Source organism: Paenibacillus sp. FSL M7-0656, assembly GCF_038003225.1.
Classification (GTDB): Bacteria; Bacillota; Bacilli; order Paenibacillales; family Paenibacillaceae; genus Paenibacillus; species Paenibacillus amylolyticus.
In genome coordinates this window covers 6,735,677-6,761,509 of record NZ_JBBOOT010000001.1, presented here as the reverse complement: position 1 = coordinate 6,761,509, position 25,833 = coordinate 6,735,677, and the positions used below count along the sequence as shown (strand labels likewise).

Below are 25,833 nucleotides of genomic sequence, written 5' to 3'. Positions count from 1 at the left end.
TCTACTTGCAAATTACTTACATCGAGCCATGGAACGTACGGTTGATGACATCCAACTGTTGTTCACGAGTCAATTTAATGAAGTTAACGGCATATCCGGATACCCGTATAGTCAGTTGTGGATAGCTTTCCGGGTGATCCATCGCATCAATCAATTGCTGACGATCAAATACGTTAACGTTCAGGTGATGAGCGTTTTGACCGAAGTAACCATCCATCATCGCAGTCAGATTGGATTTACGTGTAGTCTCCTCTTTACCCAATGCTTTTGGCACGATGGAGAAGGTATTGGAAATCCCGTCAAGACTGTGTTCATAAGGCAATTTGGCTACCGAGCCAAGGGATGCCAGTGCACCTTTTTTGTCACGACCATGCATTGGGTTTGCACCTGGAGCAAATGGTTCACCTGCTTTACGACCATCCGGTGTAGTCCCTGTTTTCTTACCATATACCACGTTGGAAGTGATCGTCAGAACGGATTGTGTTGGAACTGCGTTACGGTAAGCTTTGTGCTTGCGAATCATGCCCATGAAGTTCTCGACCAGTTCAACAGCAATGCTGTCTACGCTGTCTTCATTGTTACCGTAACAAGGGAAGTCTCCTTCGATTTCGAAATCAACAGCGATGCCTTGTTCGTTACGAATTGGTTTTACTTTGGCATATTTGATCGCACTCAGTGAATCTGCTGTAACCGACAGACCAGCGATACCGCAAGCCATCGTACGTACAATGTCACGGTCATGTAATGCCATTTCGATACGCTCATAGCTGTATTTATCGTGCATGTAGTGAATGACGTTGAGGGTGTTCATATACAGCTTAGCCAGCCACTCCATCATTGGTTTGAAGCGTTTCATAACCTCATTGTAATCCAGCACTTCGCTAGTAATGGCAGGATACTCAGGTCCAACTTGTGCTCCGGATTTCTCGTCACGACCACCGTTGATCGCATACAGGAGAGCTTTTGCCAGGTTGGCACGAGCGCCGAAGAATTGCATTTGTTTTCCGATCTTCATCGCCGACACACAGCATGCAATACCGTAATCGTCACCGTAGATCGGACGCATCAGATCATCATTTTCATACTGGATTGAGCTGGTTTCGATGGATACTTTACTGCAATAATCTTTGAAAGCTTCTGGAAGTTTCGTTGACCAGAGAACAGTCAAGTTTGGTTCTGGTGCAGGACCCAGGTTGTGCAGCGTATGCAGGAAACGGAAGCTGTTTTTGGTTACACGTGTTTCACCATTCACGGACATACCACCGATGGACTCTGTCACCCATGTTGGATCTCCACTGAACAGTTCGTTGTAATCCGGTGTACGCAGGAATTTGACAATCCGCAGTTTCATTACAAAATGGTCAACCAATTCCTGAGCCTGTTCTTCGGACAAAATCCCTTCTTGCAGGTCACGTTCAATGTAGATATCCAGGAAAGAAGATACACGTCCGAGTGACATCGCAGCACCGTTCTGTTCTTTGATCGCAGCCAGATAACCGAAGTACAACCATTGGAATGCTTCTTTTGCTGTTGTCGCTGGCAAGGAAATATCGAACCCGTGCATATCGCCCAATTGTTTCAATTCTTGCAATGCACGAATCTGTTCAGACAATTCTTCCCGCAGACGAATGACATCTTCATCAATAACATCAACTTCGAGTGCATTCAGTTCGCCTTTTTTGTTACGAATCAGGAAGTCTACCCCGTACAAAGCTACACGACGATAGTCACCGATGATCCGGCCACGGCCGTAAGCATCTGGCAGACCTGTAATAATTCCTGCTTTACGCGCTGCACGCATGTCGGAAGTATAAGCATCGAATACACCTTGGTTATGTGTTTTGCGAATGTTTGTAAATATATCAATGACGCCCTGTGGCATTTCAAAGCCATATGCCTCACATGCGTCAATCATCATGCGAATTCCGCCTGTTGGTTGAATGGAACGTTTGAACGGAGCATCGGTCTGAACGCCGACAATCTGCTCTTTGGATTGATCCAGATAACCGGGTTGGTGAGAAATAATAGTACCTGGTGTGTTCACGTCAACGTCAAGGACACCGCCGTTATCCCGTTCTTTTTTGGTCAGATCAGATACGATCTCCCACAATTCTTTGGTATTCTGGGTTGCACCTGCGAGAAATGCTTCGTCACCGTAATACGGAGACAAGTTGTGTGCCAGAAAATCATTCACATCTACGGATTTGGTCCATGTTCCTTTGGTAAAGTTTCTCCAGCCTGTTTGTTGTTTGACATCTTTTTCAATCACCGACATCGTAATCCCTCCACTAATTTGGATTTCTGGACACATAACATCTTGCTTCATTCGTAGCATTGTGTGCCCAGAGCCGCGATTAATGTGAATTGTTTCACATAAACCGGAACATGTTCTCTCTACTTGGGAACCGGAACCGCGGGATGAATGTTTTTCTTACATTTTCAGTATACGACTTGGGGCTTTCATCATCTGTGATTTTTGTCACAAAGCCAGTGAACTAACTCACTCCATCTGCGCTGTGTCGCATTGACCCCTGTAAATTCACACTTAGCCACCGCGCGGGCAGAACAACTTCCGATCGCTGTTATCCCCGGATTTTTTCAATTTTATATTTCAAAGGGGAAAATCCGGGGATAAAGGCGAACGCTCCGCTTCTTCAGTTTTTTCTGCCCACTCGTTATTGTGTGAACATCTGGCTCAAACAGCCACATCACGAATTCCGTGTAACCTCTATAGAACCCTTTGCTCCTCTATGCTCGGGCAAACCAAATCTTAGAATAAACCCTGAAAAACAGGTGCTTCGCTCTTCTGTTTTTCTGCCCTCTCGTTATTGTGTTAAAGACGGCAATCGGGGCTCCCCTCTCGGGGAACCCTGATCTTCTTGCCGTAAGGCACGCTTCGTTCTAAATTTATTATTCAAACTTTCCGTAGAAAGCGTTGCGGTATACATCGGCCAGTTCAGTTACCAGCGGCAACTTCGGATTGGCGGTTGTACATTGGTCTTCGAAGGCACGGTCAGCCAGATAATCGACATGTGCTTCAAAGTCTTTGGCATCAAATCCGATTTCCTGGAACGATTCTTCAATGCCCAAGATTTTGTTCAGGTTACGGATGGCATTGATAAGACTGGTTACACCTTCTTCTGTCGTACGAGCAGGCAATCCCAGTATGCGGGCAATTTCGGCATACCGCTCATCCGCTACAAAGTGCGAATATTTCGGGAACGATGCAAATTTGGTCGGTTTTTTTGCGTTGTAACGAATGACGTGTGGCATCAGAATGGCATTGGTGCGTCCGTGTGCGGTGTGATACTGACCGCCCCATTTGTGCGCCAAGCTGTGGTTGATGCCCAGGAATGCGTTGGCAAACGCCATACCTGCAATTGTGGAAGCATTATGCATTTTCTCACGTGCCAGTTTATCTCCTTGCAGCGCAGATTGCTCCAGGTATTGGAATACCAATTGGATTGCTTTGATCGCAAGTCCATCCGTGTAATCATTTGCCATAACAGATACATAAGCTTCAATCGCATGCGTCAGTACGTCCATTCCTGTGTCGGCAACGGCCGTTTTAGGCAGGGAGTATACGAACTCCGGATCGACAATCGCTACGTCTGGTGTCAGCTCATAGTCGGCCAATGGATATTTGGTGTTACCTTGATTTTTATCTGTGATAACCGCGAACGATGTCACTTCAGAACCTGTACCCGATGTGGTTGGGATCGCTACAAATTTGGCTTTTACGCCGAGACGTGGATATTTGTAGATCCGTTTGCGGATATCCATGAATTTTTGTTTCAGATCGTTGAAGTCCGTGTCCGGATATTCATAGAACAACCACATGGCTTTGGCAGCATCCATCGGTGATCCACCGCCGAGTGCGATAATGCAGTCTGGTTGGAAGCGGCGCATCATTTCGGTTCCGCGATCTACCGTTGTTGTGGATGGATCTGGCTCAACATCGGAGAACACTTCGATCGCTACTGGCATTTGGCGTTGACGCAGATAGTGTTCTACCTTTTCAACATATCCAAGCTTCACCATCATGGCATCCGTAATAATGGCCACACGTGTGATGTCAGGCATTTTGGCAAGATACTGTGTTGCTCCTTTTTCGAAGTAGACTTTGTTCGGTACTTTGAACCATTGCATATTCACGGTACGGCGAGCCACCCTTTTCACATTGATTAAGTTCACAGCGGTTACGTTGGAAGAAGTCGAGTTACGTCCGTATGATCCGCATCCCAGTGTCAATGACGGCATGTTTGTGTTGTAGATATCCCCGATTGCACCGTGTGTGGATGGTGAGTTCACAATAATCCGTCCAGTTTGCAGACGATCTGCGAATTTGCCAATCACTTCTTCATTTGTTGAATGGATAACCGAGGAGTGACCCATGCCGCCAAAAGCAACCACTTCTGCTGCACGTTCAATGCCCTCTGCTGCCGTTTTAACTTTGTAACAAGCCAGTACCGGGCTTAATTTCTCAGCCGACAATGGGAATTTGGTACCTACCCCTTCAATTTCGGCCACGAGAATTTTGGTGCCTGCTGGAACTTCAATACCGCACAATTTGGCAATGCTCACCGCAGATTGACCAACAATCGCCGGGTTCACCGCACATTTCTCGGCATTAATCGCACCTGCTGTCAATTTTGCTGCTTCATCTTTGTTAACAAAGTAACAGCCATTTGCAATCATTTTTTTCTTCACTTGATCAAAGATCGGTTCTTCAATGATGACCGCTTGCTCGGAAGCACAGATCATGCCGTTGTCGAAAGACTTGGACAGAATCAAATCCGTTACTGCCTGATTGATATCCGCGCTTTTCTCGATAAAGCAAGGTACGTTACCCGGTCCTACGCCCAGTGCAGGTTTACCACAGCTGTACGCTGCACGTACCATGCCTGATCCGCCTGTTGCCAGAATGAGAGCCACATCATTGTGATTCATCAGTTCGTTTGTACGATCCATGGAAGGATCATCAATCCACTGGATACAATCTGCTGGTGCACCATGTTTCACAGCCGCTTCCAGCAGGATTTTGGCAGCTTCCCGGCTACAATTCTGTGCAGATGGGTGGAAGCCAAAGATGATTGGGTTACGCGTCTTGATGGAAATCAATGCTTTAAACATCGTCGTTGATGTTGGGTTGGTAACTGGTGTAATACCCATGATGATGCCGACCGGCTCCGCAATTTTCTGGAAGCTTTCATACTCGTTATCTTCAATCACACCTACGGTTTTATCGTACTTGATGCTGTGGTACACATATTCTGTTGCAAATATATTTTTGGTGATTTTATCCTCATACACTCCGCGGCCTGTTTCTTCTACGGCCATCTTGGCAAGCATCATGTGTTTATCCAGACCCGCAAGTGCCATCGCTTGCACAATCCGGTCAATCTGCTTCTGGTCCATCTTCATGAATGCGGCGTGTGCTTTATTCGCTTTGTCGATTAACGTTTGAATATACTGACCTGCTGTCGGTTCTTTTGCTGGGGCGACTTCGTTCTTTACAGCCATCTCCCTCATCCTCCTAAAGGTTCGTATTAGTTTGTCTCTCTCGTTTACATTCACATCGTAACATGACAATAAACTTAATTATGTGATTTTTTTCACAAAGTATAACAAATTTAATTTAAGTTTTGTAGTGTCCTTCATACGACCATTTTCACTTCCTATTTAAAATATAGAGCTGTAAAATTCATCCTCTCCATCAAAAGTGAATTTTATCACAATGTTTGAAATTTCGTCATTTTTGCCCCCTTTCCTTCCCCCTCAAACGGTAAGATTAGGTATATACTGAACTTAAAAATTGAACCACCGCAATTTGTACCGTCCTTCCTCCCGGCCGAGATGACCCTGATCAGGACGGCAACGGTTTGCGGCGAACCTCGGAGGCTACTGCTTACTACAGAAGGTCGTCCGATGGACATAAAGGGGAGATAGACTTATGAGAGAACTAACAACTGTACTGGAAAAGCGCGGTAATACTAACTGTTTCTCGGAAGCAAATTTCAACCATCTGCTGGTTACCATGAAAGATAGAACCTATCCGGAAGGTACACATCTGTACTGGGAAGGCGACATCTCTGACAAACTTTATTATATGAAACGGGGTCGTGCCCAGATCACCAAATCCACGGATGAAGGCAAGGAACTGATCATGTACATGTATCAATCCGGTGATATGATTGGGCAGGCTGATCCCTTCTTTGGCTCTAAACACAGCTTCTCAGCGGAAGTATTGGAGGACAGTGAGATCGGTGTACTGGAACATAAAGACCTGGAAATGTTAATCTGCCAGCATTGTGACTTCGCGATCGATTTTATGAAATGGATGGGCATCCACCACCGGTTGACACAGACCAAATTCAGGGATCTCATGTTATATGGCAAACCGGGTGCACTCTGCTCCACCCTCATTCGGTTGTCGAATTCGTATGGTGAGCCTCATGGAGAGCATGTCATTATTCACAAAAAAATTACCCACACGGATCTATCCAATATGATTGGAGCCACTCGTGAAAGTGTAAACCGCATGTTAAGCGACCTGCGTAAGAAAGATGGGATTGAATATGACAATGGCATGATTGTCATCAAAGATCTGAAGATGCTACAAGGAATCTGTCACTGTGAGCTTTGCCCGAACGAGATCTGTCGTATTTAATATTTGACTATGCTGATCGGATCTTGCTTATATATTTAATGAAAAAAAGCCCAGTTCTCTAAAAAGAGATTGGGCTTCTTGGTATACTTAGGATGCATTGGTTAATTCAAGCTTAACCGCATCACGTGGATTCAATTTCATGTCCAGACCATTTTCCATTAATTCTTTGTCATTCACCATAATGACCCACCGCTCATTCATACGAGGCGTGACATTCTCGACCGAAACGACAAATTTGTTATTCTCCGACATTCTTACAATGCCGCTGGACTTCAACACATCACGAACTGTGCACTCTTGAACGTAGACGCCGGCATATTGACGATTAAGGGTTGGCATAATGTTTCCACCGCTAACCTTGAGTAACGTTGTCTGATATGCAACGCCATCCCCCCCACTGTCAGCGGCTTTCACGTAAATGATCACTTCATCTTTGGCATGAAGCTCCATGTCCCAATCTTCCTGTTCAATATCCTTGCCGTTTAATTTGACAGCCCAGCTAAGCGAAGAATCCAGAGAAACTTCACCGACGGATTGAATCCGTTTGCCATCTGCCGTAAAATCAACCAGTCCGCTATTGAGTAATGCTTTTTTGAGTGTCAAACCCTCACTAAAATCTCGCTTAATGGACTTTGTTGCATCAGGCAAAAACGTACTGCCATCTACAGCCACTGTGATTGTATTCGCTGTTTCTGTCTCCTTGACAATTGGCTGCTCAGAAGGCTGTGTCTCACTACAACCAGCCAAGATCGCCAGTAGGAGCAAACATACACCTATGTAACCGGGGATTTTCTTCATCATGTAGGTAACACCACCCTGCGTAAAATCATTCACCCTGTTGTCCATAACCTCTATTATGGCACAACCTTCGGCAAAAAAAAGTGTCAAAGCCGTTACTTTTATAGGCTACCGCCTGCAAATAAGGCTTGTACAAGAAAGAGAGCCTGCACACAGGCTCTCCAATCTATATCATTTTTATGTTCTCATTGGTTACGTTATCATTGGACACTAGCCTGCATGTATGTCCGTCCTCCATCGCCATCTTTCAGATATGGATTAAGCCCGAAGAACTGCTCCTCAGATACGTATACACCTGTCAGCAATCGCCCTTCAAGCAATCCACCGTCAACCTGCACGCAACATGAAGGTGCGTCTACATACTCCTGATACAACGGAATCTGCCCATATTGTTGATGGACCTTAAATACCTTGCCTTGCTCATGCAAAGGCCGTTCCGAGAAATAGGTAGGCACAATATAACGGGCAATGACATCCAGCTCCTGCACGCTATAAAAGGGTTCATCACCAAGCCATGGCGCAAACATTCGAATCTTCTCATATTGTGACCAGACAACCGCCTGAATCAGCATTTCTGCCTGAACCAGCCGTCCTTCTCCCACATTTAAAGCCAATTGCTTACCACGGATAGTTTCTTCCATCTGAGACATCGTTGAATCAGGTTGTCCCAGCTCACATCCGATACACTTCCAGCCCCTGGACGTTTGAATCCATTTTTGCAGCACCGCCGGAGCTAATTTCGGACCATCGCTGTTCACAGAATGCGTATTCACTTCGGCAAGATCATCCTTAACCGAACGGGAATATGCTGTGCGCTTAAACAACTCTGCAGCTTTTTTGTAAATTAGATGGACCTGAATGGATGCGCTCTCAAGTTCTGCAATATCTTTTTTGCCGTAGCGTACTTCACGGGATAAGCTTTCTTCTCTCATGACAAGTGGGCCTCCTTCGCTCCGGCCGTCTGTGGCCATTTTCTATAGATTATACTACAACTCATGACAACATGTGCATAGCCCAAGAGAAAAACGCCGATCAACATAGTACTTAAGACAAAAACCCCTGATTTCCACAGAAATCAGGAGTCTATGTCATTCATGCAACAAAAGTGGGTGATATTGCTTATGCGTTAGTCAACCCACTGCTCAGCCCAGTCTTGAATTTGATTCATGACAGGCTGGAGCGCTCTACCTTTATCCGTCAGTTCATATTCAATACGAACTGGCGTCTCGGGATAGACGTGACGAACCAGAATACCTTCACTCTCCAGATCTTTCATCCGTTCGGATAACATCTTATCACTCATGGATGGAATCAGATTGGAGATATCCTTGAATCGCTTCGAACCACTCATCAATGTTTGAATAATTAAACCATTCCAGCGCTTGCCCAAAAAAGAAAACGCCGTCTCAAAACGCGGACACATCCGCAAGTCTTGACCTTCCACATTAATCACCTCTTTAGAGATCACTCAAATCAACTTACATTTTGTTAGTATATTTCATAATAACATATTTAAGCTTCAAAGAAAACGCCTGCAACTAAAAAGTTTAAATTTTAGAAGCATATCATCCAAAATGGATCATACATCCCAGTATACATTACACGCTACGTCGTCACCATGGGAAATATCGTATAACTTCCCCATAGTACTATCTTACCCAAAAAGAACCCAGCTGCCACAGTCATCAATGACTCGGAGAAGGGTTCTTTTTGAATAAAACTTATAATTTCCATTACACGATTGAGTTAGTGAATTAGACCAGCACGCCATCAAATGGTCTTACAGGTTCGCTCTTGCCAAATTCCGGCTTAAAGCTGCGGGCAGGATATGCCCATTTCACAGCGTTGCTGATCACTCTTAATATTTCCGGTTTGTAATAGGTCGGATACGTCTCATGACCTGGTCGGAAATAAAAGATTTTACCTTCACCACGCCGGAACGTACATCCGCTCCGGAATACTTCCCCACCCTGGAAGTTGCTCACAAACACCAGTTCATCCGGTACTGGAATATCGAAGAATTCACCGTACATCTCTTCTTTTTCCAATACAATCTTGCCTTCGATGCCATCCGCAATCGGATGAGATGGGTTAACACACCATACAATTTCCTGCTCGTCAGCTACACGCCACTTCAGATCGCAGCTTGTTCCCATCAGCGCTTTGAATGGTTTGGAGAAATGACCTGAATGGAGCACAATCATTCCCATCCCGTTCAGCACTCGCTGCGCAACCTTCTGTGAGATCTCATCGCTTACGCGATCATGTGCCATATGTCCCCACCATATGAGCACATCTGTGGAATTCAGCACTTCATCACTTAATCCATGTTCAGGCTGATCAAGTGTAGCTGTACGAATAGCAAAGCCTTCGCCGCCAAGTCCGTCAGCCAGTGCTCGATGCAGACCATCCGGGTAGACTTCCCTTACTTCATCGTGAATTTTCTCATGGACAAATTCATTCCAAATGGTGACGTTGATCATATTCAATTTCCCCCTAGTGTAGCTCTAAACCCACCACATGTCGCCCAGCGGTTCTTCGATCAATACTTGCTGGAGATTTTGCACGGCTTTAGAGAATCCTTCTTCAACCGACATCAGACCGTCTTCGTGCTCAATACTTACTACATAATCATATCCGACCAGACGCAAGGCACTCATAATATCTGCCCAAGTCTTGTTATCATGTCCATAACCGACCGAGCGGAACTGCCAAGCCCGATCCAGCATATTGGTATAGTCCTGCATATCCGTTACACCGTGTTTGTTCACGTTTACCGGATCAATTGTTGTATCTTTTGCATGGAAGTGATGGATAGCCCCTTCACGTCCCAAGATGTGAATTGCCTGAACCGGATCAATACCTTGCCACCACATGTGACTTGGGTCCAGATTGGCTCCGATCACTTCACCTGCTGCTTCACGCAGTCTCAGCAAGGTTGCTGGTGTATGAACGGAGAATCCACCGTGCAGCTCCAATCCAACTTTTACGTTACGATCTGCTGCAAATTTACCCCACTCTGTCCAGTAAGGGATCACTTTGTTCTCCCACTGCCACTTCAGGATCTCCTGGAAGTCATTTGGCCATGGTGCAACAGGCCAGTTCGGATATTTGGCATCCTCATGGTCTCCCGGACAACCGGAGAATGTATTCACTACAGGTACTTCCAGCTTCTCAGCCAGTTCTACCGTTTTAACAAAATCATCGTGAAATCCTTTGGCAATATCCTTTTGCGGATGTAGCGGGTTACCATGACAGCTGAGTGCACTGATCGTCAAACCACGTGATTCCACTGCATTTTTGAAGTTTTTCAATGCTGTAGGATTGCTTAATAACTCATCTGGCTTACAATGTGCATTGCCTGGATGTCCGCCTGTTCCAATCTCTACTGCTTTTAATCCCTTGGATGCTACATAATCAAGAGCATCCTCCAATTTACGTCCTCCGAATAGTACCAAAAATACGCCGAGTTTCAAGTGCGATTCCTCCCTGGATTAGATATCGTATGATTGCTGAATTCATGAATATTGAACTGTATACAATTACCGTTCAGATCACATGCCTGTTTGATTAGTGTGGAAAATCGAGAGTGTTTCTATCCTGAAATTGAACGTAAGAATACTGGTTATTCTGCTTCACTCGTAAGAGCATCAAGCTTCGAACACTTATTGCTCAGACTAGTGGGATTCCACGGTTTCAATCTCAGTTTGAACTGTGCGAGTTACTGCAAAAGAATCATAGCTGCTTTCCAGATGTATGTGCTTGCCTTCAAGTGAAGAACGCTGGAATGAATGCATGGCTTCCAGTACGTGATAAGCAAGCTTGCCACTGGCTTTGTGTTCCCGTCCGGCACGAATGGATTCAACCATTTCCGTTACGCCGATGCCTCGTTCGTTTTGTCCACTTTCGAAGACTGGTTTGACCGTCTCCCAAGTGTCTTGACCGTATCTGCGAACCTTCACTTCCCCGTTAAAATAATTGGGGTCCGGTACACTAAGCGTACCTTCTGTACCATAGATTTCAATACGTGGCAGATCCGAAGCTCCACGAATATCAAAACTGGTGATCATGGTTGCAATGGCACCCTCTGCAAAATCAATGGTTCCTGCCAAGTGGGTAGGCGTCTCTACTTGCAGTGCTGTGCCTTCCTTCGGCCCAGAGCCAATCTTGCGATCTGCAATCTGTATGCCTGCCGAGGCGCTGATTCTGCGTATCGGTCCAAGCAGCGTAATCAGAGCGGTCAGGTAGTAAGGTCCCATATCAAACATCGGTCCGCCACCTGCGACATAAAAGAACTCCGGATTAGGATGCCAAGCTTCTGGTCCTCCACCCATAAAGAATGAAGTCGCTGCAACCGGCTTTCCAATGAGCCCATCCTCAATGGCTTTACGAGCTGTCTGTATGCCTGAACCAAGGAAGGTATCCGGTGCAGAACCAACATACAATCCCTTTTCCTCAGCCAACTCAACAACCTTGCGACCATCCTCAAGAGAAATTGCCAGCGGCTTCTCGGCATACACATGTTTGCCTGCTTCGAGTGCAGCCAGATCGGTCATGGCATGACTGCCAGGAACCGTAAGGTTCAACACAAGTTCAATTTCGTTATTTTGCAGCAACTCATCTACATTGTAAACGTTTGCGATATTAAATTCATCTGCCCGTTCCTGAGCGCGTTCACGAATCAAATCCGCAACAGCCACGACTTCAATGACCGGGTTGTTTTTGAGATTTTCCAAGTAGATGGCGCTGATGTTACCACACCCGATGATGCCTGCTTTCATTTTCTCCACTGTGATGTTCATCTCCTTACGCATGGTGAAAATCTGCGTTTGAATGGTTGAGATACATATGTTTTGTTGGATGTTTCCTGTTCCTTAAATCTAATACTATGGTATTCCGTTTCAGCTTCAATTAAAATGAATAATATGATTGAAACATGAACTATCTGGTCATAATTTTCAAATTGCAAGGAGTATGCCCATGCCGACAGATCAAACCTGCCAAGTTCTTACAGCAGGCTTTTCATTTCATCGTAAACCCTACGCTATGGTGCAGCCTGAAGGGGTGAAGAACTACCTGTTAAGACTGCAAACAGACGGACGTTGCCGTGCACGCATAGACGGGGACATGTCCCTGGTGGATGCGGGCGATCTGCTTCTTTTTGATCCTGACGAACCCTATGAGCTGAGAATAGACAATGAAACCAATCCGATGGGAGAACGACTGGTGGAGAGTGGTGACTATCACATCTTCTTTAATGGTTCCTGGGTGGATGAGTGGTGGAAACGGCACAAACGGCCGATCCGGATCAAAGTCGAACTGACGGAAAGTCTTTTGGTCCTTTTTCGACAGCTCGTACTGGAACAGCGCCGCATCTCCAATCCTTATCCGGAAATTTCAAGTTATTATATGCGAATTTTATGTCTCGAAGTGGATCGTCTGCTCGCGGAGCATCCAACGATAACCAACACCAATTATGTGGCTTATGAGATCAAAAACTACATTGAAGAAAACGCTTCCTCTTTATTCAAGCTCGATGATGTGGCAACACATATTGGCATCAGTGTTTCACGGGGTGTTCATCTCTTCAAAGAAGCGTTTGGCAAAAGCATCATGCAATACACGCTTGACGTACGGCTGAATATGGCCAGGGAACGGATTATTTTCAGTCCAATGACCCTGGAGCAAGTGTCTGAGTCTTCCGGCTTTAACAACTATACCTATTTTCATCGGGTATTCCGTTCCCGGTTCGGCATGTCCCCGAAGGAATTCCGCGTCATTCACCGGGAACAGATGTAATCATACCAGTATACGTAAGTTGAACTTATTTGCGCGCGGCTATGGCCTCGGATACAACCATCGCCAGATCTTCATTGCCAAACATGGACAACACGCCAAGTACCGTATCATCCGGGATCTCACCGGCTTCCTCCTTGGATACAATCAGCTTCTGCACCTGCTGCAAACGCTCGTTGCTCTGCTGATCCGGGTAGGCTTGCCGGTACATCTCTTCCGGGTCCAAACCATTATTGACACACCACTGGGCAAATACGAGGATCATCATCTCTTCTTCCTGTTTATAGGTTTCTACAACAGCTTCCTCGATCTGTTTATTACGTTCCTTTTCATATTCATCCATGACTTGTATTCCTCCGTATGTGTATTCTGCAATTATTTGCGAATCAATTGTTCCGCCAGTTCATGACTGTCCATGACGTGACTTGCACTGATCAGGCAATCATCAGGTGAGTCCAGACAAGCCAGGAAATTATCAACTGCTCCGCTAAAACCTCTGCGTGTTAACACGGTTTCCCAGCTCCCGAACGTTTCTTTGGTTTCCAGACTCCCCTGTTCCATGCAGCTGATCGTGTCCATGTTCACCACTTCAACAGATCGTCCACCACCATGCAATTCGATCTTCTCCAGATCTGCCCCAGCTTCACGCACCATATCGAATCGACCGTAGGCTGTTCTGCCCAGCTTGGCCGTTCCGGTTGCGTGCAGCAGTCTGTCCAGATCATTCTTCCGAATCCATTGATGAAGCAACTCCACATTATGATCCGAGTACCACAACATCAGATCCAGCATATGGATGAGATCATCATAGATGGTTTCAGCCGCAGGACGATCCTGAATGCCTGTACGATGTTTGGTCACTGTCAAGGATTCAAAACCTTTTCCACCCTGCATCCATTCTTTCGCTTTTTGGTACATCGGTGCGAATCTACGGTTAAAGCCTACTGCGAGTAGCAGCCCTTGTGCCTCGGCAAAAGCAGTCATCTCTTCCGACTCCCGAATCGTATAGGATAACGGTTTGTCTACGTACACGGCTAATCCCTGTTCCAGACATTGCATGACAATGTCAAAGTGCGCTTCCGTTGCTGTATGTACAAACACCGCATCCAAGTCCCAGGACAACAGTTCTTTCAGATCCGTTGTTCCCCGTTCTAATCGATACGCCTCCTGAACGGCTTTGACCGGCTCCGGAGATCGGTTCATAATGCCTACAATCTCCACGTTCGGATGAGCTGTTAACAGCGGCAAATATACTTTACGTGCAATATCGCCGAGGCCGATAATTGCAACTCGTTTACGTTGGGTTGTTTCCATGATGATCATTCCACCTTCAGTTCGGTTCTATATTTCCACGTCCTATAGTGTAACCCTTCGGACAGCAACTTGCCAGTGATTGCAGCACACTTCGCACGAATTGTTCAGACAATGGGCGAACGTGGTAAACTTAGGAGGAACAGCAGTACAGATCGGGACACGACCAGACCTGCCTGATCTGAAAGGAGCGTTTGGGATTTTGCGAAAATGGTTATGGCTTCTGTTATATGTTTTACTTGCAGGAGTCACGTTTATTTACAGATATGAACTGCTGGCCTGGACAGATCTTCATCAGTCCATTCCGCTGTTACTCGCCATGGCAACATTGTTTGCTCTTGTGCCTGTCATTCCTTATAAGTTTGTTATTATCGCCTTTGGTTACAGTTACGGTACCACCACGGCAGCCTGGATATGCTGGCTTGGCACCACACTTGCAGCCATGCTCGTGTATGGCGGAGCAAGAACCATCTTCAGACATCAGGCGAGATCGTACCTCGAACGTATTCGGGGTCTGAACCGTTTTACCACATGGATGGAAGCACATCCGTTCATGGGTGTCATGTCGATGCGACTGTTGCCGATCGTGCCTCAGATGGCCGTTAATATCTACGCAGGTATAACGTACACGCCATTCTGGGTCTTCATGCTTGCCACGGCCATTGGGAAAATGCCAGCGATTTTTGTATTTGCCTATGCAGGTGCACAAGCTGAAACCTCAATCTGGTTGAGCTTGGCCATCCTTGCCGGATATCTGGTGTTCATGGCCATTGTATTGCTCTTATTTCGCTTTCGGTCACGCAACAAAGCCTGAATTCAGAATTCGCAAACCGTTCAGATTCAGCTTGTTTTCATTCCGGCTTGGTTGGCTTGCCAATTCAGGATATAATAGAAGAGCAAGCCTAATGCTTGTGTAACAAGTTTAATAAAACGGTAGATTGCTGGAGCTCGAACACGAGCGCTAAATCTTCATCAGAAATGGAGTGACTATAGCATGGAACAACATTCAAGTGAGTTAGCAACTTTTGCAGGCGGATGCTTCTGGTGTATGGTATCCCCCTTTGAAGAACTGCCCGGTATTCATAAGATCGTATCGGGTTATACAGGAGGACATACCGAGAATCCAACATATGAAGAGGTCTGCTCGGAGACAACAGGACATGTAGAGGCTGTACAAATTACGTTTGACCCTGCCATCTTCCCTTATAAGAAACTGGTTGAACTGTTCTGGCAGCAGATTGATCCTACGGATACAGGCGGACAATTCCATGACCGCGGATCTTCCTATCAGACGGCTATCTTCTATCACAGTGAAGAGCAACGCCAGATTGCGGAAGCTTCCAAAGCGGAGCTGGGACAAAGTGGACGTTTTGACAAACCAATCTTCACACCCATTTTGCCAGCCAAACCGTTCTATGAAGCGGAAGAACATCATCAAAATTATCACCGGAAGAACCCTGCCCATTACAAACGCTACAGCAAAGGTTCTGGACGTGTAGATTTCATCGAACGTAACTGGACCGGTAACGTGGATAAAGACGGGCTGAAAGAGCGTTTGACGCCGCTTCAATATGAAGTTACGCAGAACAGCGCGACCGAGCCTGCATTCCATAACGAATTCTGGGATCACCACGGTGATGGTATCTATGTGGACATCGTATCTGGCGAGCCATTGTTCAGTTCTACCGACAAATACGACTCCGGCTGCGGCTGGCCGAGCTTCACACGTCCATTGCGTGACCACAACGTGAAGGAAAAAACCGATCTCAGCCACTTCATGATTCGTACCGAAGTGAGAAGTCGTGAGGGCGATTCCCATCTGGGTCACCTGTTCAACGATGGTCCTGCCGAAGCAGGTGGAATGCGTTATTGCATCAACTCTGCGGCACTTCGTTTTGTGCCCAAAGAAGACTTGCAAAAAGAAGGATACGGTGAGTACGCCGTCCTTTTCCAATAAGTTATAATACAAATACAAAAAGAGCAGTGGGATGATCCCGCTGCTTTTTTGTTGTACATTTTTGTTTTTTATAGACGAACTATTGTTGCACGAGAATGCATTGATTAGGTTTGGCTCGAAGAGATTTCCGAATTTAATTGGCTGGCAGAAGCCGTCTGATCATTACGAAATTGAATTCGCATCGCTGGAACAATACCCATGATCATCACGGTAACCGAGATTGCGTAGACGATAAAAATGGATGTGCTGTTCATCAGTACACCTGCCATGGAAGATCCAAGAAGCATACTTCCTATGAATAAAGGTGTGATGGTGCCATTCACTCTCCCGATCAAATGCTCATCTATCCGAGTGACCAAGTATGTGGAGATGATGACGTTGATGAATGCCATACTGATTGAGCTTAAGAAGCTGATCAAAAGGGTCAGCCAGAACCAACTGGATAACACTTCCCCCATCGTGGCTACAGCCAGACACAGCACACCTACAAGCAGAGTTAAGGTCTGGTTCAGCTTAGCACTTACAGCAGCCGCAATACCTCCTCCAATCAATAAACCTATTCCGGACGCTCCAGAGAGAAACTGTAACGACGTTGCTTCAAGTCCCAGACGTTCGGTGATCAGAAATATTCCAAGTGGGCTGATGAGACCCGCAGAAAGCCCTATACAGATGAATACCAGACTAAGCATTTTTAACGAGCGAGATCGAGCAACATATTGCCACCCCTCTTTGATATCCGCTAATAATGAGGTATTTGTTTCCCGCTGGGTGGCGTCTTTAGGCAGAAATGTGAGTAGAAGCGCAGAGATGAGGAATAAAGTGAGTAATGCGTACATGGATGCCTGAATGCCCATTGCAGTGTATATAAACGTTCCGACGATTGGTCCGAGAATTAAAAACAACGATTGACCACTCTGGGTGATAGCAATTGCAGACTGCAAATGTTCTCCCTTTACATTTCGCCTCACAATCTTTAGAGAGGATGGTTGAGAAAACTGGCTAACGATAGAGGATACAAACGTGGCTACGTATAGAATCTGCCAATACCCAGAAGATAAAACGCCAATAATCATGACAATAGACAACGCACTCAGAATATCCCCCAGTATCATCGTACGTTTGGGATTCCAGCGATCAGCAAGTGCACCGCCTATGATGGAGAAAACAAAAATCGGGGCATATTCAAGTACGGTAATCAGCGAGACAGCTATTGGACTTCCTTGAGTTCGATCCATTACATAATAGAGGATTGCCATATTCCGGATCCATATCGCCAAATTTTGCAGCAGATCAGACCCTGTCACGATTAAAAAAGCTTTGTTTCTGAACAATGTGTTCATATTCCATCTCCTCTTTTAAACCGACTGTCCGGTTTATTAATATTTAAAAAGAAAAACTGACGTTACATCAGCTTTTCATGGTTAACGTTGTTGAATGCCTGCCAGCAGACCGGCCATGCCTTTGTGGTAAATACGACGAATCTCCGTCAGGTCCTTCTCATAATAGAGTGTAGTCAATCCGCTAAACAGACCGTAGATAATGTGCATTACATCCTGTGGGTCATCCGGTTTTAACTCCCCATCTTCCATCCCTTTAGTAATAATGGACTCGTATGTCGCATACGGAATTCGGATCAGGGAAAGCATCTCATCAAGCATCTCCTGACTGACGACCTGACCCGAGACAAACTCGTTAATGGCGTGATTCAGCGGGTTAGCCAAATCATCCACGTAATGATCAGCAAGTCCGTACAATTTGTCTATGGCAGTCTTATACCCGGATTCTTTGTCCAGCCAAGCATCCATCCAATCTTCATTGTTAAGCTTGATTAGATACATGAATAACTCTTCTTTGCTTTTGAAATGATAATAGATGCTGCCTTTACTCCGATTGTTAATCGTACATATGTCTTCCATGGAAGTTGCACTATATCCCTTTTGGGCAAACAGTTCCTTGGTATTACGTGCAATGTCTTTCTTTATCTGGGTAACATCTTTTCTTCGTTTAACTTCGATTGGAAAAACCCCCATAAATTAAACCGACTATTCGGTCTAATAGTATCACAGCACAAATACCCCGTCAATTCATTTTGCACAGGCACCCTCTCATTTGCTGTTTCAAAAGATGTACAAGAGAGTGCCTGGCTACAATTCAGGAAAGAAGTCGTCACATCATACTTACGATCCAACCGATCCAATACGCAAATGGAATTAATAACAACTGTGCCAACAGAGTACCGAATAAACGGGATACGAGCATGCATCCATAGATCTGATTCATGCGATCCAAACGGATCTCGCCACGTAATGATTTGTCACTAAGCAGGGAAATCCGCGGATCAATCAGGATGGTTAACAAAATAGTCGCTATTCCGTTAATTAACCCGGTTGATTGGGATGCAGCTACAGCCTGCCCTGGGTAAAGGTACGCTGCGTATAAGCTGGACAGGACACCTGTGGTATAGATTGCGGTTACCGCTACATTAAGCAGCATTAACCGTCTTGGCATCCCATGTTGTACCAATCGTTTGGCCATCTTCCAGGATGGCGGGGTGATGTAATACGTTGCATTTCTAATCTTGCTTCGCTTCAGCATACCGCGAACCATCGCAGGGATGGAACCGGCTGCTTCAAAATGTACAACCATTCTTGATGAGAGCTTCACCATGGTTGGAAAACACAATATGGCTAATGCCGTTCCAATTGTTGCCGCACCCATTAACCAGTGCAGTTGCGCCGCAAAGTGTGGATTGGTTCCACGTGTTGCAGTATCCACTAGATTACCTACCATCGGACCCTGGGCCATATTCGAGGTTCGAGAAACCAACAACAAGATACCTGCCAATGAAATGGCCAACGCGATTCTGCGGGTGCGTAATCCACCGAGGCGGAGCGCGTATGACAAGCTGTCTGCGGCATGAATCAGCATGGTGAACAGCATAGGGATTGCCAGGCTAAGACTAAACATATGTATGTACTCCTTTATATTCCTGTTATTGAACTTATTTCTTTCATGGACAGCATTATACTCCTCTGGCTTGCAAAAGTATAGGAACGAGATCCTTTTATATAAGTTGAACTAAAGAATATTTACACTGGACACTCCGATGACAGAACAACCTTCCGATCGCTGTTATCCCCAGATTTTTTGATTCCTTTTATAAAGGGATAAATCCGGGGATAAAGGCGAACACTTCGTTTCTTCAGGTTTTTTCTGTCCTCTCCGTTTCGTGTAAATGTTTATTTCAATTTATATAGATCATCGGTAAATGCACTTACGACCTCGGATGTTCATCGTTTATCCCTCTCCTCACAGGGTAATATACAACTAATCCATTATTGTACAGGAGGGGTTCATATGCCTTGGAACAAACAGGATTATCCGGTATCCATGAAGAACCTGGAACCACGTGTCAGACATAAAGCAATTGAGATTGCCAATGCTCTGCTCGATGACGGGTATGAGGAAGGACGCTCGATTGCCATAGCGACAGCTAAGGCGGAAGAATGGAATGAGAATCATCCCGCACCAGAAAGTTCGAAATCGGACTCCACATCTTCTTCCGATAACTCCAACTCTAAAAAGTCGTCTTCCACGGATCGTCGTCATTCCGAGCCCGTCTCTTCGTCCAAAAGTCATGACAACATCCATGTCGTGCCTACCGACTCCGGTTGGGCGATCAAGGAAGAAGGAAAGTCTACCTATCTGTCGACATTCGATACTAAGGCAGAAGCTGTAGATAAGGCCAAAGAACTGAGTAGCAAACAAAATATTCGAGCGATTATCCATAATCAGGATGGTCAGATTGCTTCTTCGATCAAGCCCTGAATGAATCGGAAAACAACAAAATCCCTTTTGCTGCTGAAGAGCAGTCAAAAGGGATTTTTGTATGAACTTTAACTATCAAGACCTGAATATGATGCATGCAGGTTATGGTTGTTCTGAGACGTATGGTTAATTGGATACCCCTCTAGCCACCGTAGTCCGTTGTGAAATAGCAGCAGCGTTAACTGCCTTGGCTGCAGCCGATGGCATCGGCAATTTCACCGCCGAAGTTGTAACCACGGTTCCGCGAGCCGGAACACTAACGACGTACGTGATGACTTTGCTGGCAATCCATACGGCCAGAATCGTATATAAAGTTTCTTTTACCGGAAGAAAGAAAAGCGACAATCCCAATACAAAAGCATCGCTGACAAAGAAAACTGTTCCCAGCTTCCATCCCTTCCAGCGGCTAACCAGCACGGCGAGAATATCGTCTCCACCTGTCGCTCCACCGAATCGAAGCACGATCCCAGCGCCTACCCCTGTCAATATACCGGATAGAACTGCCGGAATCCACAGATTTCCGTTAAACGACAATACCAGTGTGGAGTATCGTTCAAAGCCGTCATAGAATAGGGAAAATGCACCGACGCCAAGCAATGCCTGAATCATGAATTTCCAGCCTTTAAGGAACCAAGCCAGGATCATGACCGGAATGTCCAGTAACAACATACCGATAGCAGGTGATAAGCCTGTTGCGTATTTTCCGAGCAGGGCCAGACCAACAAATCCGCCCTCCGATAAATGATTCTGAAAGTTAATGTGATAATAAGCAAAAGCTAAAATAAATGTACCGAGTAGCATAATGGCGAATTTGATCGCCTCTGTTTTAACGTGTTGTAAGGTTAACGATGTTCTCTTCATTCAGGTTCCCTCGCAGTTTGTAGGTTGGTTTTTTAGACCGACCGTACCCTGCAAAAGGTAAGCCTGGAAGAAATCATCGTGTACGTCCTTCGAATATTCATTCCAATCCCCTCTTTCGCAGAGTCAGCCGTTTTTTTGAAACCGGTTGGTGTACTCTACAAGGGGCGCTATGTGTATGAGAGATCGTAACGTTTCCAGATCGTCCTTGGGGAGATTGTCCTTCGGGAACTCATGGTATCCTGATCCTTTCTGTTCTGTTGTGGTTAGCTGTGCTCAGTTAAACTGAAAAATAACTACAATGCGTAAGCTTGAACATTTAATTGTACACTTACACTTGGATTACAGTACCCTCTTTTGATCGCGGTTATCCCCGGATTTTTGGAATTCCATTTTCCCTCTGGGGAAAATCCGGTGATCGCTTATGCTTCCGAATCTGCTTTCATTCAAAAAGCTTTCAGACGAACGCTTCGCTTCTACAGATGGGTTCTGCACTCTTCGTTCCTGTGTAAATTGTAAATCCAACTTACAGCAGTTGCAAGTTCATTCAGTTTAAACACCAAAGCTAACTTGCTTGTTCTTCTATTATATAACACCAACGTGACCGGGTCTAAACAGTAGACCCCTCAAAAACAGGCATAAAGCAGCCTTTGGACTGCTCCAGCAGTCATACGGCAACACCAGGATAAGCAATGCTTGCTAATGGTGCAACCTGCTCCTTTATTCTATGACCAAAGCTTCCAAAAATAACTGTCAGTCACCCAACTGTGACAAATTGGGGCCTTTTTTTATTTTCTTGCGCTTTTTAAAGGAATCATTTTCCTTTCACACATACACTATAGCAAACGTAATCGGCTTATTCTTTGTCCAGTTCAGACGTTTCCAGACTTACTCTGCTTTTTATGGTATAATATAACAATTGAATCCCACTACCGTTTAAGCGAGGCGGATTGATGAAAACGTTAAAGCCAAGAGTCTTTATTGGCTGCTCGCTGGAAGCGAAGCCGATTGCAGCCGCAGTACACGAAAACTTACGTTTTTCAGCCGAAGTTACCCCTTGGTATTCTGGGGTTTTTAATCCAAGCAGCTATACCATGGACGATCTGGAAGTAGAGGTCCGTACGACTGACTTTGCCATTTTTATTTTTCATCCGGATGATATATCCAAAATCCGCGGGAAGTACTACGCGTCGGTCCGGGATAATACAATGCTGGAAATGGGTCTGTTTATGGGTCGTCTGGGACGAAAACGTATTTTTTTCATTCTTCCTGAAGATATTACAGACATCAAGGACACAACTAAGGTTGAAGGATTGCGTATGCCCACAGATCTGCTGGGGTTAAATCCACTCGTATATGAAATCCGTTCTGACGGAAAGTGGGCACCAGCCGTGTCCGTGGCATGTTCCAAAATCGCAGACAGTATTGAGGAACAAGGACGCTGGAGTGATCCAGAATTGGAGAACATCATTGAGAAGCATAAACGCACTGAGGGAGAAGCAAGGTTACAACTGCTTAAGTTGCTGCGGTTCTTTAGGGAATTGCTGCGTACCCGCAAAGCAGATGCCAAGATGCTGGAGCGAATGAGCGATGCCTTACGTACTGCCTTTGTCTCTCATCCTCCATTCGCTGTACGTGGCACAGCCATATACCGTACAGATGACAGTGGTTACATCGAGCAATTATGTGGTAATGTTGGAGAACCGGGGAGAAAGTATGACTTGTCCGCTAACGACGACAAACAACCGGATGATCCCAAGCGCATTCTGGTGATTGATTCTTACCGGGAGAATAAAATCAAGATCAACCTGTATGATGATTACCTTGAGAAAGAGTATCTGCTATGCTATCCTGTAGCCAAGAGGTATGTAATCACCGTTCACATTATTGGACATATTGAAGCGGATGAGGCGGTATTTCAGCAGATTGACCTACAGAATCGTCAACTGTTCAACGCCATCAACGATTTGTTAGGAGGCGAACCGGAATGAAACCGGAAACGAAAAAAATAAGCAAGCGCTGGGGCAGCGAAAAAAAGGTACGCCTCAGTTCTGCGCCCGAATCATCACGACCGGTTCCGGAACCCAAGGAAGAAGATCGTTTCCACAAGCCGGCCGTACCGCTAACTACCATTGGGCCCTCCCTGAAGGGCAAGGAAAGACCTTATAAGGTCATCCTTGAAAAAGAGGCGTTCTACGAAAAGCCTCAATATCTTGCTTAATTTCTGAACACATCATCAAACCTGCCGCTGAATCGGCAGTATTCCATAGGCCCCGCCGCCCAAGGCAGGGGCTTTTTTGTTGCTCATTTTCTCTAAAATAAAACTGCTTCTACTCGTTGACCTGGTGCCATCGTGTTGCGGCAAGGCATCCTTGAATCATGATCATAATCGTAATAGCAATTCATTGCAGTAATTCATTGCTTGTAATTACTTCTGTAGCAGACTGCATTGCATAAGGTTTATTTGGTTTATGGCCTTAGGTTTCCTGCAAAACCCATAAATTATACCTTATTTTGGAGCAGGCTTGTCCCTAAATCCCTAGCCTCACTCACTATCTGTACCTTTAGGAAAATGCGATAATGTTTGCTTCCAATATTTCTCGGTTGTATTGTGTATCTCCATTACATATATTGATTATAATATAGGAACACATGTTCTGTAAATATAAAATTCCAATTAAAGGTTAAGGAAGTGAACATATGACATCCTCAACTTCCGCCCCATCCCCTGCGGATGAAGACCATCGTCTGATTAAAGGTCTGGTTGTGCGCACGCTATTGCTGGATGTACTTGAACGAGATATTCACACACTGGATACGTTGCTACTGAAGATGCCCGAAGTCTACATTCTGTCGCTGACCCGCATTCAAAACAATGTGCTCAAGGAGATGTTGGCCCTTCGTAAACAGATGAGAACCCGCGGTGTCAAAGTACTGGAAGAGAAACGGGAAACCGAGGGCATCGAAACTCTGTATATGTGCAGAGGGTATTGGCAACGGTTCTATATGCTGTGGACATTCGCACGTAATGAAGTCAAAAAAGAACTCAGTCGGCATCTGCAGATGGACTTGGCGCAGACTTGATACAACTCTGACAATATAGAACCCATTCCCCAGCAAAACAAGTTGACCACGGAAGGTTACGTTCATTAAGATGGAATAGAGATATCCAACCATTCCAATAAGGCATGATATAGTTTCAACCGGATATACTCTCAACGTCTTATCAATCAAGGAGTTGTACTTCATGGATTTGAATACACATTCGATTAAACAAACACCCGCACATACAGGCATTGCCGCAGATGTAACCGAACTGATCGGCCAGACACCTGCCGTTAAACTGAACAGACTCACAGGCAGCAACTCTGCTGATGTATACGTGAAACTGGAATACTTCAACCCAAGTGGCAGCGTCAAAGACCGTGCCGCCTACAACCTGATCGTTCAGGCTGAACTTGCGGGACACTTGGTCCCTGGTGCTACCATTATTGAACCGACGAGCGGCAATACCGGGATTGGTCTTGCGATGAATGCCGCCGCCAAAGGATATAAAGCCATTCTGATTATGCCGGACAATATGTCCAAGGAGCGCATCAACATTCTGAAAGCCTATGGCGCAGATGTGGTGCTCACCCCTGCTGCGGAGCGGATGCCAGGCGCAATTCGCAAAGCGAAAGAACTTCAAGCAGACATTCCGGGAAGTTTCATTCCGCAGCAGTTCGAAAATCAGGCAAACCCGGATATTCACCGGATTACGACAGCTCCCGAGATTATGCAGCAGATGGAAGGCAAGCTGGATGCCTTCATCGCTACGGCGGGAACTGGCGGAACCATTACCGGGACGGGAGAAGAACTGCGCAAGCAGTTACCCGATATCCGCATCTATGCGGTGGAGCCCAAAGGTTCTCCGGTGTTGTCCGGTGGCGAGCCCGGACCACACAAGCTCGTCGGTACAAGTCCGGGCTTCATTCCGGACATCCTGAATACCGACGTGTGGGATGCCATCATCCAGGTGTCCGATGAGGACGCACTGGATACGATGCGGCAGCTTGCTGCCCGGGAAGGGCTGTTGCTCGGCCCTTCCTCTGGCGCTTCGGTGTGGGCCTCCCTTCGCATCGCGAAGGAACTGGGGCCGGGGCACCGGGTGCTCTGCATTGCGCCGGATACCGGGGAACGGTATCTGAGCATGGGTATTTTTTAACACAGCATAAATCTGTACACATCAAAAAGGGGCTTCCATCTCCCATAAGTCATGAGCATGACAGAGGCCCTCCCTTATTAGCGCTCATTGGTCATTGGTTCTAATGAACCTGACACACGCTATTCGCTCCTATTTGCGCAGGTCTGACGTGTAACGAATCACAGCGACGTTATTTCTCCAAATTCGGTCGATTTACAGGCTTAAGAGCTATTTTCGGCGGGATAACGTTACTGAGATTCGTTAGAATTTACATCTCTTCATTATCACCCTAATAAGGTGCGGTAGGTTCGTTAGAATGTTGGAGCGATTGGTAGCGAGGAGCGAGGGAAAACCCCTCGAAAAAAAGGGAAGAGAAGTACATTGAAGGAACCATCAAAACAAAAAATAAGCTCTTGCTCACATACGGATGGT

General features: G+C 45.8%; 23 protein-coding genes. 9 read left to right on the top strand and 14 right to left on the bottom strand.

Going from position 1 to position 25,833, the window contains the following annotated elements; genetic code table 11:
• Positions 1–16: 16 nt before the first annotated feature.
• A complete protein-coding gene (pflB, locus tag MHI01_RS29560; protein ID WP_076327975.1) occupies positions 17–2,275 on the bottom strand; it encodes a formate C-acetyltransferase in 2,259 nt (752 codons plus the stop codon).
• 635 nt (positions 2,276–2,910) lie between these two features.
• Positions 2,911–5,523 (bottom strand): bifunctional acetaldehyde-CoA/alcohol dehydrogenase, encoded by a 2,613-nt coding sequence (gene adhE / locus MHI01_RS29555; protein WP_211085307.1) that lies wholly within the window; start codon positions 5,521–5,523, stop codon positions 2,911–2,913.
• A 430-nt stretch (positions 5,524–5,953) separates the two neighbouring features.
• Between adhE and MHI01_RS29550 the strand changes: the two genes are divergently transcribed.
• Positions 5,954–6,670 carry a Crp/Fnr family transcriptional regulator gene (locus MHI01_RS29550; RefSeq protein ID WP_036614443.1) on the top strand — a complete coding sequence of 239 codons (717 nt, stop codon included), beginning with the start codon at positions 5,954–5,956 and terminating at the stop codon, positions 6,668–6,670.
• Between the two features lie 87 nt (positions 6,671–6,757).
• Here MHI01_RS29550 and MHI01_RS29545 read toward each other — a convergent pair whose 3' ends face one another.
• From MHI01_RS29545 to MHI01_RS29520, 6 genes are all read right to left on the bottom strand, one after another.
• Entirely contained in the window at positions 6,758–7,471 is a 714-nt protein-coding gene (locus tag MHI01_RS29545; protein WP_017687552.1) for a hypothetical protein, read from the bottom strand.
• Positions 7,472–7,668: 197 nt separating this feature from the next.
• Positions 7,669–8,400, bottom strand: a complete 732-nt coding sequence (locus MHI01_RS29540) for a hypothetical protein (RefSeq protein ID WP_340984719.1) — start codon at positions 8,398–8,400, stop codon at positions 7,669–7,671.
• 194 nt (positions 8,401–8,594) lie between these two features.
• The gene (locus MHI01_RS29535) at positions 8,595–8,891 is read right to left on the bottom strand and encodes a winged helix-turn-helix transcriptional regulator (RefSeq protein ID WP_074096966.1); all 297 of its coding nucleotides are present in this window, start codon (positions 8,889–8,891) and stop codon (positions 8,595–8,597) included.
• 331 nt (positions 8,892–9,222) lie between these two features.
• Positions 9,223–9,951, bottom strand: coding sequence for a ThuA domain-containing protein (locus MHI01_RS29530; protein ID WP_340984718.1), 729 nt, complete (start codon positions 9,949–9,951; stop codon positions 9,223–9,225).
• 24 nt (positions 9,952–9,975) lie between these two features.
• Positions 9,976–10,944 (bottom strand): sugar phosphate isomerase/epimerase family protein, encoded by a 969-nt coding sequence (locus tag MHI01_RS29525; protein ID WP_036674961.1) that lies wholly within the window; start codon positions 10,942–10,944, stop codon positions 9,976–9,978.
• A 201-nt stretch (positions 10,945–11,145) separates the two neighbouring features.
• Positions 11,146–12,258 (bottom strand): Gfo/Idh/MocA family protein, encoded by a 1,113-nt coding sequence (locus MHI01_RS29520; RefSeq protein WP_036614448.1) that lies wholly within the window; start codon positions 12,256–12,258, stop codon positions 11,146–11,148.
• Between the two features lie 190 nt (positions 12,259–12,448).
• Between MHI01_RS29520 and MHI01_RS29515 the strand changes: the two genes are divergently transcribed.
• Positions 12,449–13,267, top strand: coding sequence for an AraC family transcriptional regulator (locus tag MHI01_RS29515; protein ID WP_307534607.1), 819 nt, complete (start codon positions 12,449–12,451; stop codon positions 13,265–13,267).
• 25 nt (positions 13,268–13,292) lie between these two features.
• On the opposite strand, the gene MHI01_RS29510 is transcribed toward MHI01_RS29515, so the two are convergent.
• Complete coding sequence (locus MHI01_RS29510; RefSeq protein ID WP_036674958.1) at positions 13,293–13,607, bottom strand: hypothetical protein; 315 nt, start codon at positions 13,605–13,607, stop codon at positions 13,293–13,295.
• Between the two features lie 32 nt (positions 13,608–13,639).
• On the bottom strand, positions 13,640–14,578 hold the full coding sequence (locus MHI01_RS29505; protein ID WP_036674957.1) for a Gfo/Idh/MocA family protein: 939 nt from the start codon (positions 14,576–14,578) through the stop codon (positions 13,640–13,642).
• Between the two features lie 100 nt (positions 14,579–14,678).
• Between MHI01_RS29505 and MHI01_RS29500 the strand changes: the two genes are divergently transcribed.
• The gene (locus MHI01_RS29500; RefSeq protein ID WP_162158991.1) at positions 14,679–15,389 is read left to right on the top strand and encodes a TVP38/TMEM64 family protein; all 711 of its coding nucleotides are present in this window, start codon (positions 14,679–14,681) and stop codon (positions 15,387–15,389) included.
• A 180-nt stretch (positions 15,390–15,569) separates the two neighbouring features.
• Entirely contained in the window at positions 15,570–16,532 is a 963-nt protein-coding gene (gene msrA, locus MHI01_RS29495) for a peptide-methionine (S)-S-oxide reductase MsrA (protein ID WP_036614455.1), read from the top strand.
• 104 nt (positions 16,533–16,636) lie between these two features.
• On the opposite strand, the gene MHI01_RS29490 is transcribed toward msrA, so the two are convergent.
• The 3 genes from MHI01_RS29490 to MHI01_RS29480 all read right to left on the bottom strand — a co-directional run bounded on the left by MHI01_RS29490 (position 16,637) and on the right by MHI01_RS29480 (position 19,499).
• Positions 16,637–17,872 carry an MFS transporter gene (locus tag MHI01_RS29490; protein ID WP_076327980.1) on the bottom strand — a complete coding sequence of 412 codons (1,236 nt, stop codon included), beginning with the start codon at positions 17,870–17,872 and terminating at the stop codon, positions 16,637–16,639.
• Positions 17,873–17,953: 81 nt separating this feature from the next.
• Complete coding sequence (locus MHI01_RS29485; RefSeq protein WP_340017868.1) at positions 17,954–18,562, bottom strand: TetR/AcrR family transcriptional regulator; 609 nt, start codon at positions 18,560–18,562, stop codon at positions 17,954–17,956.
• Positions 18,563–18,698: 136 nt separating this feature from the next.
• A complete protein-coding gene (locus tag MHI01_RS29480) occupies positions 18,699–19,499 on the bottom strand; it encodes a lipid II flippase Amj family protein (RefSeq protein WP_036614460.1) in 801 nt (266 codons plus the stop codon).
• Between the two features lie 390 nt (positions 19,500–19,889).
• On the opposite strand from MHI01_RS29480, the gene MHI01_RS29475 reads away from it, so the two are divergent.
• Positions 19,890–20,360: a DUF2188 domain-containing protein gene (locus tag MHI01_RS29475; RefSeq protein WP_339177708.1), complete on the top strand. Its 471-nt coding sequence runs from the start codon at positions 19,890–19,892 to the stop codon at positions 20,358–20,360.
• Between the two features lie 126 nt (positions 20,361–20,486).
• Here MHI01_RS29475 and MHI01_RS29470 read toward each other — a convergent pair whose 3' ends face one another.
• Positions 20,487–21,221, bottom strand: a complete 735-nt coding sequence (locus tag MHI01_RS29470) for a YitT family protein (RefSeq protein ID WP_036614465.1) — start codon at positions 21,219–21,221, stop codon at positions 20,487–20,489.
• 950 nt (positions 21,222–22,171) lie between these two features.
• On the opposite strand from MHI01_RS29470, the gene MHI01_RS29465 reads away from it, so the two are divergent.
• The 4 genes from MHI01_RS29465 (at position 22,172) to cysK (ending at position 25,422) form a co-directional block, all read left to right on the top strand.
• Positions 22,172–23,209 (top strand): nucleotide-binding protein, encoded by a 1,038-nt coding sequence (locus MHI01_RS29465; protein ID WP_051447360.1) that lies wholly within the window; start codon positions 22,172–22,174, stop codon positions 23,207–23,209.
• Entirely contained in the window at positions 23,206–23,439 is a 234-nt protein-coding gene (locus MHI01_RS29460) for a hypothetical protein (RefSeq protein ID WP_017687536.1), read from the top strand. Before MHI01_RS29465 ends, MHI01_RS29460 begins: the two co-directional genes overlap by 4 nt.
• A 479-nt stretch (positions 23,440–23,918) precedes the next feature.
• Positions 23,919–24,302 carry a hypothetical protein gene (locus MHI01_RS29455; protein WP_339186606.1) on the top strand — a complete coding sequence of 128 codons (384 nt, stop codon included), beginning with the start codon at positions 23,919–23,921 and terminating at the stop codon, positions 24,300–24,302.
• 163 nt (positions 24,303–24,465) lie between these two features.
• On the top strand, positions 24,466–25,422 hold the full coding sequence (gene cysK / locus MHI01_RS29450; RefSeq protein WP_339186604.1) for a cysteine synthase A: 957 nt from the start codon (positions 24,466–24,468) through the stop codon (positions 25,420–25,422).
• Positions 25,423–25,833: the final 411 nt, after the last annotated feature.